15 protein-coding genes are annotated in these 14,238 nt (G+C 71.0%); 10 read left to right on the top strand and 5 right to left on the bottom strand.

The features are described from left to right. Positions 1-98: 98 nt before the first annotated feature. On the bottom strand, positions 99-578 hold the full coding sequence (locus ACFYUS_RS14960) for a sugar transferase (RefSeq protein WP_388850753.1): 480 nt from the start codon (positions 576-578) through the stop codon (positions 99-101). Between the two features lie 284 nt (positions 579-862). On the opposite strand from ACFYUS_RS14960, the gene dnaK reads away from it, so the two are divergent. From dnaK to ACFYUS_RS14940, 4 genes are read left to right on the top strand one after another with little or no spacing between them, the layout of a single operon-like run. After that, entirely contained in the window at positions 863-2,692 is a 1,830-nt protein-coding gene (dnaK, locus tag ACFYUS_RS14955) for a molecular chaperone DnaK (RefSeq protein WP_388850750.1), read from the top strand. Then, positions 2,689-3,333 carry a nucleotide exchange factor GrpE gene (grpE, locus tag ACFYUS_RS14950; protein ID WP_388850747.1) on the top strand — a complete coding sequence of 215 codons (645 nt, stop codon included), beginning with the start codon at positions 2,689-2,691 and terminating at the stop codon, positions 3,331-3,333. The genes dnaK and grpE overlap by 4 nt, the downstream gene beginning before the upstream one ends. A gap of 33 nt (positions 3,334-3,366) precedes the next feature. After that, on the top strand, positions 3,367-4,542 hold the full coding sequence (gene dnaJ / locus ACFYUS_RS14945; RefSeq protein WP_388850744.1) for a molecular chaperone DnaJ: 1,176 nt from the start codon (positions 3,367-3,369) through the stop codon (positions 4,540-4,542). A gap of 4 nt (positions 4,543-4,546) precedes the next feature. Continuing rightward, complete coding sequence (locus ACFYUS_RS14940) at positions 4,547-4,981, top strand: heat shock protein transcriptional repressor HspR (RefSeq protein WP_086825514.1); 435 nt, start codon at positions 4,547-4,549, stop codon at positions 4,979-4,981. 62 nt (positions 4,982-5,043) lie between these two features. Here the strand turns inward: ACFYUS_RS14940 and ACFYUS_RS14935 are convergent, their stop codons facing one another. After that, positions 5,044-6,024: a helix-turn-helix transcriptional regulator gene (locus ACFYUS_RS14935; protein ID WP_388850740.1), complete on the bottom strand. Its 981-nt coding sequence runs from the start codon at positions 6,022-6,024 to the stop codon at positions 5,044-5,046. 132 nt (positions 6,025-6,156) lie between these two features. Here ACFYUS_RS14935 and ACFYUS_RS14930 point away from each other — a divergent pair, with 132 nt between their 5' ends. Both ACFYUS_RS14930 and ACFYUS_RS14925 read left to right on the top strand, forming a co-directional pair. Continuing rightward, positions 6,157-6,369, top strand: a complete 213-nt coding sequence (locus ACFYUS_RS14930; protein WP_388850737.1) for a hypothetical protein — start codon at positions 6,157-6,159, stop codon at positions 6,367-6,369. 8 nt (positions 6,370-6,377) lie between these two features. Beyond that, positions 6,378-6,695, top strand: coding sequence for a (2Fe-2S)-binding protein (locus ACFYUS_RS14925; protein WP_388850734.1), 318 nt, complete (start codon positions 6,378-6,380; stop codon positions 6,693-6,695). A 109-nt stretch (positions 6,696-6,804) separates the two neighbouring features. Here the strand turns inward: ACFYUS_RS14925 and ACFYUS_RS14920 are convergent, their stop codons facing one another. Next, positions 6,805-7,209 (bottom strand): pyridoxamine 5'-phosphate oxidase family protein, encoded by a 405-nt coding sequence (locus tag ACFYUS_RS14920; protein ID WP_388850731.1) that lies wholly within the window; start codon positions 7,207-7,209, stop codon positions 6,805-6,807. A 123-nt stretch (positions 7,210-7,332) separates the two neighbouring features. On the opposite strand from ACFYUS_RS14920, the gene clpB reads away from it, so the two are divergent. Both clpB and ACFYUS_RS14910 read left to right on the top strand, forming a co-directional pair. Continuing rightward, positions 7,333-9,924: an ATP-dependent chaperone ClpB gene (clpB, locus tag ACFYUS_RS14915; protein WP_388850728.1), complete on the top strand. Its 2,592-nt coding sequence runs from the start codon at positions 7,333-7,335 to the stop codon at positions 9,922-9,924. Between the two features lie 142 nt (positions 9,925-10,066). After that, positions 10,067-10,597, top strand: coding sequence for a YbjN domain-containing protein (locus ACFYUS_RS14910; RefSeq protein WP_388850725.1), 531 nt, complete (start codon positions 10,067-10,069; stop codon positions 10,595-10,597). A 20-nt stretch (positions 10,598-10,617) separates the two neighbouring features. Here ACFYUS_RS14910 and ACFYUS_RS14905 read toward each other — a convergent pair whose 3' ends face one another. Continuing rightward, positions 10,618-11,835, bottom strand: a complete 1,218-nt coding sequence (locus ACFYUS_RS14905) for a glycosyltransferase family 39 protein (protein ID WP_388850722.1) — start codon at positions 11,833-11,835, stop codon at positions 10,618-10,620. A 93-nt stretch (positions 11,836-11,928) separates the two neighbouring features. After that, on the bottom strand, positions 11,929-13,110 hold the full coding sequence (locus ACFYUS_RS14900; RefSeq protein WP_388850719.1) for a pyridoxal phosphate-dependent aminotransferase: 1,182 nt from the start codon (positions 13,108-13,110) through the stop codon (positions 11,929-11,931). Positions 13,111-13,201: 91 nt separating this feature from the next. Here ACFYUS_RS14900 and ACFYUS_RS14895 point away from each other — a divergent pair, with 91 nt between their 5' ends. Both ACFYUS_RS14895 and ACFYUS_RS14890 read left to right on the top strand, forming a co-directional pair. Next, positions 13,202-13,432 (top strand): hypothetical protein, encoded by a 231-nt coding sequence (locus tag ACFYUS_RS14895; RefSeq protein WP_388850716.1) that lies wholly within the window; start codon positions 13,202-13,204, stop codon positions 13,430-13,432. A 217-nt stretch (positions 13,433-13,649) separates the two neighbouring features. Then, on the top strand, positions 13,650-14,168 hold the full coding sequence (locus ACFYUS_RS14890; protein ID WP_388850713.1) for a DUF2617 family protein: 519 nt from the start codon (positions 13,650-13,652) through the stop codon (positions 14,166-14,168). Positions 14,169-14,238 lie beyond the last annotated feature (70 nt).

Here is a 14,238-nt window from a genome sequence, read left to right as displayed (position 1 = left end):
CTCGGGCGGGCCTACTAAGCGGTAACTTATGGAGTTCCCGCTGAGATTACCCGGTCACGGCGCCGCACTGTAGCGGCGCTCGCGGTGATATGTGTCGCTCAGGCAAACCTTGCCGTGCGACGCCTGCGGACTGCTGGAAGCGTACGCGCAAGGATCAGCAGATCCATCCCCAGCCAATGGTGGTCCACATAGTGGAGATCGAGCAGCTCGCGCTCCTCCCACGGCAGCTCCGAGCGACCGCTGATCTGCCACGGTCCCGTCATCCCCGGACGTACGGAGAGCCGGCGCCGGCCCTCGCCCGCGCACTCGCGGTGGGTCGGGGTCAGCGGGCACGGGCCGACGAGCGACATCCGGCCCGTGACCACGTGGAGCAGGAGCGGCAGCGCGGCCAGCGGACTCCTCGTGCGGAAGGTCAGCATCGTGAAGGGCCGCCCCGCCAGGCCGGCCACCGTCCGGCGGCGCAGGACCGGGCCGCTCCCGCCGAGGGTGACGGACAGGGCGGTCCAGGCGATCAGGGGCGCGAGCGCGAGGAGCAGGGCGAGCCCGCCCGCCACGTCGAACGCGCGCTTCGCCGTCATGCGCTCACACCCTTCGGCGGGAACCCTGGGGCGGGAACCCTGGGACGGGGATCCCGGGGCTGGTGATCCCGGGACGGGAACCCCGGGACGGGAATCCTCGGACATGTCCTGACTATGTCCGGACCCTCTCATGCGAACCTGGTCAAATGGGGGAACGGCACGCCGGTTGAGCGCCCGGGCCGACGAAGAGTTGAGTCGGCTCGACTCAGGTCTGTTGACGCGGGCGGCCTCCTCGTGCATCCTTGAGTCAGTTCCACTCAAGTCAGTCAGCTGGAGGAATCGAAATGGCACGTGCGGTCGGCATCGACCTGGGCACGACTAACTCCGTCGTCAGCGTTCTCGAAGGCGGCGAGCCCACCGTCATCACCAACGCCGAGGGCGCCAGGACCACGCCGTCCGTCGTCGCCTTCGCGAAGAACGGCGAGGTGCTCGTCGGCGAGGTGGCCAAGCGTCAGGCCGTCACCAACGTCGACAGGACCATCCGGTCGGTCAAGCGCCACATGGGCACCGACTGGAAGATCGACATCGACGGCAAGAGCTTCAACCCGCAGCAGATGAGCGCCTTCATCCTGCAGAAGCTCAAGCGCGACGCCGAGGCGTACCTGGGCGAGAAGGTCGTCGACGCGGTCATCACCGTCCCGGCGTACTTCAACGACTCCGAGCGTCAGGCCACCAAGGAGGCCGGTGAGATCGCGGGCCTCAACGTCCTGCGCATCGTCAACGAGCCGACCGCGGCCGCCCTGGCCTACGGCCTCGACAAGGACGACCAGACGATCCTCGTCTTCGACCTCGGTGGCGGCACCTTCGACGTGTCCCTCCTGGAGATCGGCGACGGCGTCGTCGAGGTGAAGGCCACCAACGGTGACAACCACCTCGGTGGTGACGACTGGGACCAGCGCGTCGTCGACTACCTGGTGACGCAGTTCCAGAACGGCCACGGCGTGGACCTGGCCAAGGACAAGATGGCTCTCCAGCGTCTCCGCGAGGCCGCGGAGAAGGCGAAGATCGAGCTCTCGTCCTCGACCGAGACCACGATCAACCTGCCCTACATCACGGCCTCCGCCGAGGGCCCGCTGCACCTGGACGAGAAGCTCACGCGCGCCCAGTTCCAGCAGCTCACCTCCGACCTGCTCGACCGCTGCAAGGTGCCGTTCCACAACGTCATCAAGGACGCGGGCATCGCCCTCAAGGAGATCGACCACGTCGTTCTCGTCGGTGGCTCGACCCGCATGCCGGCCGTCGCCGAGCTCGTCAAGGAGCTGACCGGCGGTCAGGACGCCAACAAGGGCGTGAACCCGGACGAGGTCGTCGCCATCGGCGCCGCGCTCCAGGCCGGTGTCCTCAAGGGCGAGGTCAAGGACGTCCTGCTCCTCGACGTGACCCCGCTGTCCCTCGGCATCGAGACCAAGGGCGGCATCATGACCAAGCTCATCGAGCGCAACACCACGATCCCGACCAAGCGGTCCGAGATCTTCACGACGGCCGAGGACAACCAGCCGTCCGTGCAGATCCAGGTCTACCAGGGCGAGCGCGAGATCGCGGCGTACAACAAGAAGCTCGGCATGTTCGAGCTGACCGGTCTGCCGCCGGCCCCGCGTGGCGTCCCGCAGATCGAGGTCGCCTTCGACATCGACGCCAACGGCATCATGCACGTGACCGCGAAGGACCTGGGCACGGGCAAGGAGCAGAAGATGACCGTCACCGGCGGCTCCTCGCTGCCGAAGGACGAGGTCGACCGGATGCGCCAGGAGGCCGAGCAGTACGCGGACGAGGACCACCGTCGCCGCGAGGCCGCCGAGACCCGCAACCAGGGTGAGCAGCTCGTCTACCAGACCGAGAAGTTCATCAAGGACAACGAGGACAAGCTCCCCGGTGACGTCAAGAGCGAGGTCGAGGCCGCGCTCGGCGAGCTGAAGGAGAAGCTCAAGGGCGAGGACACCGCCGAGATCCGCACCGCCACCGAGAAGGTCGCGGCCGTCTCGCAGAAGCTCGGCCAGGCGCTGTACGCCGACGCCCCGGGCGCTGCCGGTGCCGCGGGCGCCGAGGCCCCGAAGGCCGACGACGACGTCGTCGACGCCGAGATCGTGGACGACGAGAAGGGCGGCCAGGCGTGACCGAGGAGACCCCGGGCTTCGAGGAGAAGTCCGACGTCCCCTCCGGCGCCACCGCTGACGACGCCGCCGAGACCGTCGAGACCTCCGAGGAGGACTCGACGGCCCCGGCCGGGGACGCTACGGATGTAGCCCTCCTGGCGCAGCTGGACCAGGCCCGCACGGCGCTCACCGAGCGCACGGGCGACCTCCAGCGGCTCCAGGCCGAGTACCAGAACTACCGCCGCCGCGTGGAGCGGGACCGGGTCACGGTCAAGGAGATCGCCGTCGCGAGCCTCCTGTCCGAGCTCCTGCCCGTCCTCGACGACGTCGGCCGGGCCCGGGACCACGGCGAGCTCGTGGGCGGGTTCAAGTCGGTGGCCGAATCGCTGGAGACCGTCGTCGCCAAGATGGGTCTGCAGCAGTTCGGCAAGGAGGGCGAGCCCTTCGACCCGACGATCCACGAGGCCCTGATGCACTCGTACGCGCCGGACGTCACCGAGACGACCTGCGTGGCGATCCTGCAGCCGGGGTACCGGATCGGCGAGCGGACCATCCGGCCCGCCCGCGTGGCCGTCGCCGAGCCCCAGCCCGGGGCGCAGGGCAAGGCCGAGGAGTCGGAAGACCCCGGCAAGTCCGACAAGTCCGAGAAGGACAGCGAGTAACAGCCGTACCCGTGCGCGGGAGGAGGGACGTCGATGAGCACGAAGGACTTCGTCGAGAAGGACTACTACAAGGTTCTCGGCGTCCCCAAGGACGCCACCGAGGCCGAGATCAAGAAGGCGTACCGGAAGCTCGCCCGCGAGAACCATCCGGACGCCAACAAGGGTGACGCGAGCGCCGAGGCGCGCTTCAAGGAGATCTCCGAGGCGAACGACGTCATCGGCGACCCCAAGAAGCGCAAGGAGTACGACGACGCCCGCGCCCTCTTCGGGAACGGCGGCTTCCGTGCCGGCGGCCCCGGAGGCGGCGGATCGTTCAACTTCGACCTGGGCGACCTCTTCGGGGGCGCCCAGGGCGGGGCCGGCGGCTTCGGCGGCGGCGGAGGCATCGGCGACGTCTTCGGCGGCCTGTTCAACCGCGGCGGGGGAGCGGGCACCCGCACCCAGCCGCGGCGAGGCCAGGACATCGAGTCCGAGGTGACGCTCAGCTTCACCGAGGCCATCGAGGGCGCGACCGTACCGCTGCGGATGTCCAGCCAGCAGCCGTGCACGGCGTGCTCCGGGACCGGCGACAAGAACGGCACGCCCCGCGTGTGCCCGACCTGCGTCGGCACCGGGCAGGTCTCGCGCGGCAGCGGCGGCGGCTTCTCGCTCACCGACCCCTGCGTGGACTGCAAGGGCCGCGGCCTCATCGCCGAGAACCCCTGCGAGGTCTGCAAGGGCAGCGGGCGGGCCAAGTCCTCCCGCACCATGCAGGTCCGCATCCCGGCGGGCGTCAGCGACAACCAGAAGATCCGTCTCCGCGGCAAGGGAGCGCCGGGCGAGCGCGGCGGGCAGCACGGCGACCTGTACGTCGTCGTGCACGTCGACGAGCACCCGGTCTTCGGCCGCAAGGACGACAACCTCACCGTCACCGTGCCGGTCTCCTTCTCGGAGGCGGCGCTCGGCGGCGAGATCAAGGTCCCGACCCTCGGTGGCCCCGCGGTCACCCTCAAGCTGCCCCCGGGCACCCCGAACGGCCGGACCATGCGCGCCCGGGGCAAGGGCGCGGTCCGCAAGGACGGCACGCGCGGCGACCTCCTCGTGACGGTCGAGGTGGCGGTGCCGAAGGAACTGGACGACAAGGCGCGCGAGGCCCTGGAGAACTTCCGCGAGGCGACCGCCTCCGAGGACCCGAGGGCCGAGCTGTTCCAGGCGGCGAAGGGAGCGTGACCCGATGAGACGCAATCCGTACGAGCTGACCGACGAGTCGCCGGTGTACGTCATCTCGGTGGCGGCCCAGCTCTCCGGTCTGCATCCGCAGACCCTGCGGCAGTACGACCGGCTCGGTCTGGTCTCCCCGGACCGCACGGCGGGCCGCGGGCGGCGCTACTCGGCCCGTGACATCGAGCTGCTCCGCCAGGTGCAGCAGCTGTCGCAGGACGAGGGCATCAACCTGGCCGGGATCAAGCGGATCATCGAACTGGAGAACCAGGTCGCGGCGCTCCAGGCACGGGTGTCCGAGCTGTCGGCGGCGGTCGAGGGCGCGGCGGCGACGCTGCGCCAGCGCGAGGCCCAGGTGCACGCCTCGTACCGCCGGGACCTGGTGCCGTACACCGATGTGCAGCAGGCGAGCGCCCTCGTGGTGTGGCGCCCGAAGCGCGGCGAGTAGCCCTCCGCCCCTGTCTCCGTCCGGAAGAGGCCCCCTCCACCAGCGGGTGGAGGGGGCCTCTTTCAGTTGTCCCGTTCGAGGATGCCGGACTGGGCGATCAGATAGCCGAGCTGTGCCCGGCTCCCGCTGCCGAGGGCGGCGGCGAGCTTGGCGATGTGCGCCCGGCAGGTCCGTACGTTCATCCCGAGCCGGCGGGCGATGGCCTCGTCGACGTGCCCCTCGACGAGGAGCCTGGCGATGGACCGCTGGACGCCGCCGATGCCGTCGGTCTTGATGTCGTACGGGATCTCCTCCCGGATCGGCACCGCCAGCTGCCAGAACTGGTCGAAGACGCCGCAGAGGTAGGCCACCAGGCCGGGGTGGCGCAGCTCCAGGGCCACCTGGCGGTCGCTGCGGGCCGGGATGAAGGCGACCTCGCGGTCGACGATGATCAGCCGGTCGATGATCTCCTCGAGGGTGCGGACCTGGACCTCGGGGCCGACGTGCTCCAGATAGGTCAGGGTGAGCTCGGTGTGGCGCGCGGTGTGCTGGTAGAGCGTGCGCATGGTGATGCCGCGGCCGAGCAGGGGGGAGACGCGGTCGAGGGCCTCGCTGAGGGCCTGCGCGGGGCGGCCGCCGCCCGGCTGGACGGTGAGGAGCTCGCTGCGGCAGTTGGCCACGACGCGGTCGAGGGTCGAGTTGATGCGGTCGATGCCTTCGAGGACGTTGATGGCGTGTGTGGCGGGGGAGTCGTGGGCGCTGATGGCCATGAACGGCTCGAAGGCGTCGGACAGCGCGACGGTGCGCCGCCGGCGGTCGAGGATCTCCCGTTCGATCGGCTGGAGCAGCTGGGCGAGCGCGGCGGAGGGGGGGACCGGGCGCAGCCACTGCGCGTCGTCCGGGTCGGGGTGGAGCAGCGCGAGGTCGAGGAGGCAGGGTGCCTCGACCGCCTCTGACCGGGCTATTCGCCCGGCGCGCAGAGCGGCCGCGTACAGCTCGGAGCCCGCTTCGCACAGTTCCGCATGCGAATGTGGGTGACCTGTTTCGTCCGCTTGTTTCCGCATATGAACACCCCCAGGCTCCTGCATCTCAGGAACATGATGCCTGGGTTTGGTGGTGCAGGCGCAGAGAGTAAGCCATCGTCTTACCTGCGGGGGTTGGAAACAGACGTTGCCTTCAAGTGAGGTTGCTCGGTGATGATGAAGAAGCTCATACGCGCGGCGGCCGGATTCGCCTTCATCGCGGCCGCCACGGTGGGCGCGGGAGTGGCCCTCGACCCGGGTTGGCACTCGGAGCCGGCGCACGTGCAGGCCGCTCCGCTCGACCCGGGCTGGCACTTCGCGGCCCCCACCGTGGTGGACGACCCGGGCTGGAGCGTGGCTCCCGCACAGGACCCCGGCTGGAGCTAGCCAGGGCCATGAATGTTCCCGATGATCCCAGGTTCCGCCGGGAGATGGCTTCGGCCTACCGCTCCGGCTGGCACTTCGTCGATCTCGCCACGGCAATCCCCCACCGTGGCGACTCGCTGAAGGTCACGCTCTTCGGAGAGCCGATCGTCGTCGCCCGCGGTCAGGACGAAGACGTCCGTGCGTACCGGTGCCTGCGCCGCCCCCGAGGCGCTCCACAGCCCATCCGCTGTGCCATCCGGTACGGCATGATCTTCGTCAATCTCGACCAGCGCGACCACCAGCTGATCGAGCCCGAGACCATCACCGCCACCCCCCGCAGTGCCTGAGCGATTCCCCCGTCGTTGTAGATCGCTCCGGCACTTCCCCCACACAGCGGCGCCATCGCGGACCTGAAACGCGATGGCGCCGCTGTGCTTTTCGCTTTTCCCGTACGGGTCAGGCGCGGCCCATCGCCCGCGTGAGGGCGATCTCGATGACGACCCGGTCCGGGTTCGGGCTCGGCACGCGCCCGTAGCGCTCGGCGTAGCGGCCGACGGCGTCCGCGACCGTCTCGGCCTCCGTGCGGACGTGGGCGACGCCCTCCAGGGTGGCCCAGCGCCCCTTGTCGACCTGGCAGACCGCGACCCGCGCGCCGTCCGCGCCCGCCGCCAGGACGTTGGCGACCTTCCGGCTGTTCTTGTTGGTGATCACGCGCGCGTACCCGCCCTCGGGGTCGTACGTGACGCCGACCGCGACGACGTGCGGCGTGCCGTCGGGGCGCGGGGTGGTCAGGGTGCACATGTGGTACTCGCGCCAGAAGCTCAGGTACGAGTCGGACGGGTTCCTGGGGTCTGTGGCCATGCCCGGAAACTACCCGTGGCGGAGCTCCCGTCAAAACCTTGAGCGGAATAGACTCAACTTTGTGTACGTTGGAAGGGTCATAGAGGGAAGTGGACCCACGACGTTCGAGGAGGAGCACCGCACGTGGACGCCGAACTGACCAACAGGAGCCGGGACGCGATCAACGCGGCGAGCAGCCGTGCCGTGTCCGAAGGACATGCCGACCTGACCCCCGCCCACCTGCTGCTGGCCCTCCTGGCCGGTCAGGACAACGAGAACATCACCGACCTGCTGGCCGCCGTCGGCGCCGACCAGGCCGTCGTGCGGGCCGGCGCGGAGCGGCTGCTCGCCGCCCTGCCGAGCGTCACCGGGTCCACGGTCGCGCCCCCGCAACCGGGCCGCGAGTTCCTCGCGGTCATCGCCGACGCCGACAAGCGCGCCAAGGAGCTCGGCGACGACTACCTCTCCACCGAGCACCTCCTCGTCGGCATCGCCGCCAAGGGGGGCCACGCCGGTGAGATCCTCGACCAGCAGGGCGCGAGCGCGAAGAAGCTGCTCGACGCGTTCGAGAAGAGCAGGGGAGGACGCCGGGTGACCACACCCGACCCGGAGGGGCAGTACAAGGCGCTGGAGAAGTTCGGCACGGACTTCACGGCCGCCGCGCGCGAGGGCAGGCTGGACCCGGTCATCGGCCGCGACCACGAGATCCGGCGCGTCGTCCAGGTGCTGTCCCGCCGCACCAAGAACAACCCGGTCCTCATCGGCGAGCCGGGCGTCGGCAAGACCGCCGTCGTCGAGGGCCTCGCCCAGCGGATCGTGAAGGGCGACGTCCCCGAGTCCCTGAAGAACAAGCGGCTCGTCTCGCTCGACCTCGGCGCGATGGTCGCCGGCGCGAAGTACCGCGGCGAGTTCGAGGAGCGCCTGAAGACCGTCCTCTCCGAGATCAAGGAGAGCGACGGCCAGATCATCACCTTCATCGACGAGCTGCACACGGTCGTCGGCGCGGGCGCCGGCGGCGACTCCGCCATGGACGCCGGCAACATGCTCAAGCCGATGCTGGCCCGCGGCGAGCTCCGCATGGTCGGCGCGACCACCCTCGACGAGTACCGCGAGCGGATCGAGAAGGACCCCGCCCTGGAGCGCCGCTTCCAGCAGGTCCTGGTCGCCGAGCCGACCGTCGAGGACACCATCGCGATCCTCCGCGGCCTCAAGGGCCGGTACGAGGCCCACCACAAGGTGCAGATCAACGACTCCGCCCTGGTGGCCGCCGCGACCCTCTCCGACCGGTACATCACCTCCCGCTTCCTCCCCGACAAGGCCATCGACCTCGTCGACGAGGCCGCCTCCCGGCTCCGCATGGAGATCGACTCCTCGCCCGTCGAGATCGACGAGCTCCAGCGCTCCGTGGACCGGCTCCGCATGGAGGAGCTGGCCCTGAAGAACGAGACGGACGCGGCGAGCAAGCAGCGCCTGGAGAAGCTGCGCCGCGACCTCGCCGACCGCGAGGAGGAGCTGCGCGGCCTCACCGCCCGCTGGGAGAAGGAGAAGCAGTCCCTCAACCGGGTCGGCGAGCTCAAGGAGCGCCTCGACGAGACCCGCGGCCGCGCCGAGCGCGCCCAGCGCGACGGCGACTTCGACACCGCCTCCAAGCTGCTGTACGGGGAGATCCCGGGCCTGGAGCGGGAGCTGGAGGCCGCCACCGAGGCCGAGGCCCAGCAGGAGGCGTCCAAGGACACCATGGTCAAGGAGGAGGTCGGCCCCGACGACATCGCGGACGTGGTCGGCTCCTGGACCGGCATCCCCGCCGGCCGCCTCCTGGAGGGCGAGACGCAGAAGCTGCTCCGCATGGAGGACGAGCTCGGCAGGCGGCTGATCGGCCAGTCCGAGGCCGTCCAGGCGGTCTCCGACGCGGTGCGCCGCACCCGCGCCGGGATCGCCGACCCCGACCGGCCCACCGGCTCCTTCCTCTTCCTCGGCCCGACCGGCGTCGGCAAGACCGAGCTGGCGAAGGCGCTCGCGGACTTCCTCTTCGACGACGAGCGGGCCATGATCCGCATCGACATGTCGGAGTACGGCGAGAAGCACTCCGTCGCCCGGCTCGTCGGCGCGCCTCCCGGCTACGTCGGCTACGAGGAGGGCGGCCAGCTCACGGAGGCGGTCCGCCGCCGCCCGTACAGCGTGGTCCTGCTCGACGAGGTGGAGAAGGCGCACCCGGAGGTCTTCGACGTCCTGCTCCAGGTCCTCGACGACGGCCGTCTGACCGACGGACAGGGCCGGACGGTGGATTTCCGCAACACCATCCTGATCCTCACCTCGAACCTCGGCAGCCAGTTCCTGGTCGAGCCGCTGACCTCGGAGGACGTGAAGAAGCAGCAGGTCCTGGAGGTCGTCCGGGCCAGTTTCAAGCCGGAGTTCCTCAACCGTCTGGACGACCTCGTCGTCTTCTCGGCGCTCGACCGGTCCGAGCTGGGCCGGATCGCGCAGCTCCAGATCGACCGGCTCGCCAAGCGGCTCGCCGACCGGCGCCTCACCCTGGACGTCACCCCGGCGGCCCTGGAGTGGCTCGCCGAGGAGGGCAACGACCCCGCGTACGGCGCCAGGCCGCTGCGCCGCCTGATCCAGACGGCGATCGGCGACCGGCTCGCCAAGGAGATCCTCGCGGGCGAGGTCGTGGACGGCGACACGGTCCGCGTGGACCGCTTCGAGGACGGTCTGATCGTGGGAGCGGCGAGCTAGGGACGGGCCCTGGCGGCCGGGGCGGACCCCATCGCCCGCGGCGGGATCTTGTCAGCCCGCAGCGGATCGCGGGCGGTGGGGCTTGCCACGTACCGCCCGGCATGGGGGAGGATGGCGACATCCGTACGAAGGGAAAAACACGGTGAGCATCGACCCGTCCTCGATTCCGAATTTCGGGGGCCAGCCCCAGCCTCAGGCCGTAGGACCGGCGGGCCCCGTCGTCCCCGACCAGGACCTCGTCAAGCAGCTCCTCGAGCAGATGGAACTCAAGTACGTCGTCGACGACGAGGGTGACCTCGCGGCGCCGTGGGAGGAGTTCCGCACGTACTTCATGTTCCGCGGCGAGGGCGAGCAGCAGGTCTTCTCGGTGCGGACGTTCTACGACCGCCCGCACTCGGCCGACGACCGCGCGAAGATCCTCGACGCGATCGACGACTGGAACCGCCGCACCCTGTGGCCCAAGGTGTACACGCACCTGCACGAGGAGGAGGACGGCTCCGCCACCCTCCGCCTCATCGGCGAGGCGCAGATGCTGATCGGCACCGGCGTCGCCCTGGAGCACTTCGTGTCCTCCACGGTCAGCTGGGTCCGCGCCTCCATCGAGTTCGACAAGTGGATCGTCGAGCAGTTCGGCCTGGAGTCCTCCGAGGAGAAGGGCGACGAGGAGGCCTGAGCCTCCCGCGCCCCCGGCGCTCAGATCGCCATGCGTGCGAGCGTCAGGGCGTAGGCCCCGTAGCAGAACGACAGCCCGGCCAGGGCCGCGACCACCAGGATCGCGGCCCTCGGCCGGGCTTTCGTCAGTGCGGCCGCGAGCGGCAGCAGCAGCGGGAAGGCCGGCAGCAGGAAGCGCGGCTTCGACTCGAAGAAGCCCGAGCCGCCGACGGCGATGAGCACGAGCACCGCCGCGTAGGCGAGCACGGGCGGCGGCGGCCGCTCCCCGCAGACGAGGAGCGCGAAGAGCAGCACCGCGGCGCCGGTGATGAGCAGGGCCATCGCGAAGCCGAACTGCGTGGTGCCGCCCAGCATGTCCCGGACGAAGACGAGGGAGCCCCTGCCGAGGTCGAAGCGGGAGGTCCAGCCGGACTGCACGGCGAAGTAGCCGCCGAGCGGATCGCCCTTCCGGACGCCCACCCAGAGCACGTACGAGAGCCAGCCCGCCGGCGCGAGCAGGCCCGCCGCCCAGACGCGGGGCCCGGACCGGCCCCGGGTCCGCCACAGCTCGCAGCCGGCGGCGGCCAGGACGGCGGCGGCGACCGCCATCCCGTTCGGCCGGGTGAGACCGGCGAGGCCCGCGAGGACGGCCGCGGCCGGCCAGCGGCGGGTGAGCAGCGCGTACAGCGCCCAGGCGGCGAACGCGGTCATCACCGGTTCGGTGTACGCCATGGTCAGCACGACCGAGTGCGGCAGCAGGCCCCACAGCAGGACGAGGACGGTCGCGGTCCTGCGGCCGCGCAGCCGCTCCCCGACCAGGTAGACGCCCCAGGCGGCGGCCCCGGCCGCGAGCCAGGACAGCAGCAGCCCGGCGGTGCCCCCGGTGACCGGCAGCACGGTGGTCACGGCCCGGACGAGCGCCGGGTAGAGCGGGAAGAACGCCAGGTCGTCCAGGACCATGCCGTGGGCGCCGTGGAGGACGCGCCCGTAGCCGTGCGCGGCGATCTCCGCGTACCACCGGGAGTCCCAGGAGGTCGCGAGGAGCGCCCGGGGCGAGCGGCCGGAGTGCCGGGCCCACAGGGCGAGGACGAGCAGTCCGGTGAGGCGGGCGGCGGCGAAGAGGCCGAGGGCGGGCACCGCCCGGCGCAGCGGGCCCCGGTCCCGGGCGCGGGGCCCGCTGCGGACCACGGCCGGCGGGGCCGCCGGGCGGTCGAGTGTCTCGGCGGACAGGGTGCACCTCCGGGCGCGGGGACCGATCATTACCCGGTCAATCGGTCTACCCGATGATCGTCCCGGTGCCCGGAGGCGCGCACGGGTGCGGGCGTCCACCCCCCGCCCGGCCGAACGGCCTCGTCAGGCGCTGAGGGCCTTGAGGCGGGAGACGGCCTCCTCCAGGACCTCGGTCCGCTTGCAGAAGGCGAAGCGGACGAAGGGGGCGCCGGCCTCGCGGTGGTCGTAGAAGACGGCGTTGGGGATGGCGACGACCCCGGCGCGCTCCGGGAGGGAGCGGCAGAAGGCGAAGCCGTCGGTGGCGCCGAGGGGGCGGATGTCGGTGGTGACGAAGTAGGTGCCGGCCGGCCGGTAGACCTCGAAGCCCGCCTGCGCGAGGCCCTCGCTCAGCAGGTCCCGCTTGGCGCTCAGCTCGGCGCGGAGCCCGTCGAAGTAGGCGGCCGGGAGGCGCAGGGCCTCGGCGACCGCGTACTGGAAGGGGCCCGAGGAGACGTACGTGAGGAACTGCTTGGCCGAGCGGACGGCGGAGGTCAGCTCGGGGCTCGCGGTGACCCAGCCGACCTTCCAGCCGGTGAAGGAGAACGTCTTGCCGGCCGAGCCGATGGTGACCGTGCGCTCGCGCATGCCGGGGAGGCTCGCGATCGGGAGGTGTTCGGCCCCGTCGAAGACCAGGTGCTCGTACACCTCGTCCGTGACGACGAGGAGGTCCCGCTCGATCGCCAGCTCGGCGACGGCGGTGAGTTCGGCGCGGGTGAGGACCGTGCCGGTGGGGTTGTGGGGGGTGTTGAGCAGGATCAGCCGGGTGCGGTCGGTGACGGCGGCGCGCAGCTCGTCGAGGTCGAGGACGTAGGCGCCCTCGTGGGGGCGGAGGGTGACGGGGACGCGGGTGCCGCCGGCCATCGCGACGCAGGCGGCGTACGAGTCGTAGTACGGCTCCAGGGCGATGACCTCGTCGCCGGGCTCGACCAGGGCGAGCAGGGCCGCCGCGATCGCCTCGGTGGCGCCCGCCGTGACGAGGACCTCCGTGTCGGGGTCGTACGCGAGGCCGTACCGCTCGCGCTGGTGGTCGGCGATCGCCGACCGCAGCTCGGGGACGCCGGGGCCGGGCGGGTACTGGTTGCCGCGGCCGTCCCGCAGGGCGCGGACCGCCGCCTCCCGGATCTCCTCCGGGCCGTCGGTGTCGGGGAAGCCCTGACCGAGGTTGATCGACCCGGTCCTGGCGGCGAGCGCGGACATCTCGGCGAAGATCGTCGTCCCGAACTCGGCGAGGCGGCGATTGAGCAGCGGTCGTGTCATGGCGGCCATCCTGGGGCCAAGCTCTGGACTTGCTCAAGTGCGCTTTGACGGGGCGTCGGAGCGGGAATCCCCCTCGCACAGAAGAACGGGGGTAGTACTGATGGGATTCTTCATCTTCATCGTCATCGCGGTGGTGGTCATCGCGCTGGTCGCCGGCGGCCGGAACTCGGGCGGCGGAAGCAAGCGGCGCGGCAAGCGGCGCGGGGGACGGGGGAGCGGCGGGAGCTGGGCCGACGGTGGGGGCGGGGGCGGCTGTGGCAGCAGCTCCTGCGGGTCCGGGGGCTCCTGCGGATCCGGCTGTGGCGGGGGTGGCTGCGGCGGCGGCAGCTGATTGAACAAGTGAACTGTGGGGGCCCCGAAGGGGTTGGAAAACACGGCAAGTTGGGTAAAAACGCTGCGAGTCGCCCGGGGTCCGTGGTTCTCTCGCTCCTGACAGAGACAGCCCTCGGACCGTGTGTGGACCCGAGCCGGCGATTCCCCACTCCCGTAGAACCCTTCTCCGGGGCGCCCCCGGCCCACCCGTCAAACCGTGTTTGCGGAGCCGACCCATGCTCACCACCTTGAAGACCTCCTACACCGATACGCGCGCGGCCGATCTGGCCTGGGCCCTCGGGCGCGAGCCGCTGCCCGCGCTCGCCGTGCTCGACCTCGAACTCGCGGGCGCCAAGCTCCAGTTGAGACTGCTCGGCGCCTCCCACCAGGTCCTCCTGGAGGAGGAGGGGCGCCACTGCTCGGAGACCGTGGCCTGCATGCCCGGCAGCAGCACCCCGCTCCCGCTCGGCGTGTCCAAGCGCGTCGGCGAGTGGGAGTACGAATTCGCGGCGCGCGTCGAGACGCTCTCGGAGGGCTCCTTCGCGGGCCGCGCACAGGAGTTGCTCGCGCTCGTCGCCGACCACCCCAACGGGCTCGCGGGGACCTTTCCCGGCTCCCCGCACGCCTTCACGGCGATGCTCGCGCAGCGTCACGAGGGCCAGGTGCGGTGGCGCACCTGGCACGCCTACCCGCAGGAGGGGCAGTTGGTGGTGACCAGGACCCGTATCGGCGCACGTATGCCCGCAACGCTCTGATGCGCCCTCCCGGAGCCCCATGTGCACTCGTGTGGGTGACAAGGAGTGCGACAGTCGTGACGTAGCGTTA

Source organism: Streptomyces sp. NPDC004284, from assembly GCF_042874035.1.
GTDB lineage: Bacteria > Actinomycetota > Actinomycetes > Streptomycetales > Streptomycetaceae > Streptomyces.
This window is presented reverse-complemented; position numbering and strand designations above follow the sequence as displayed.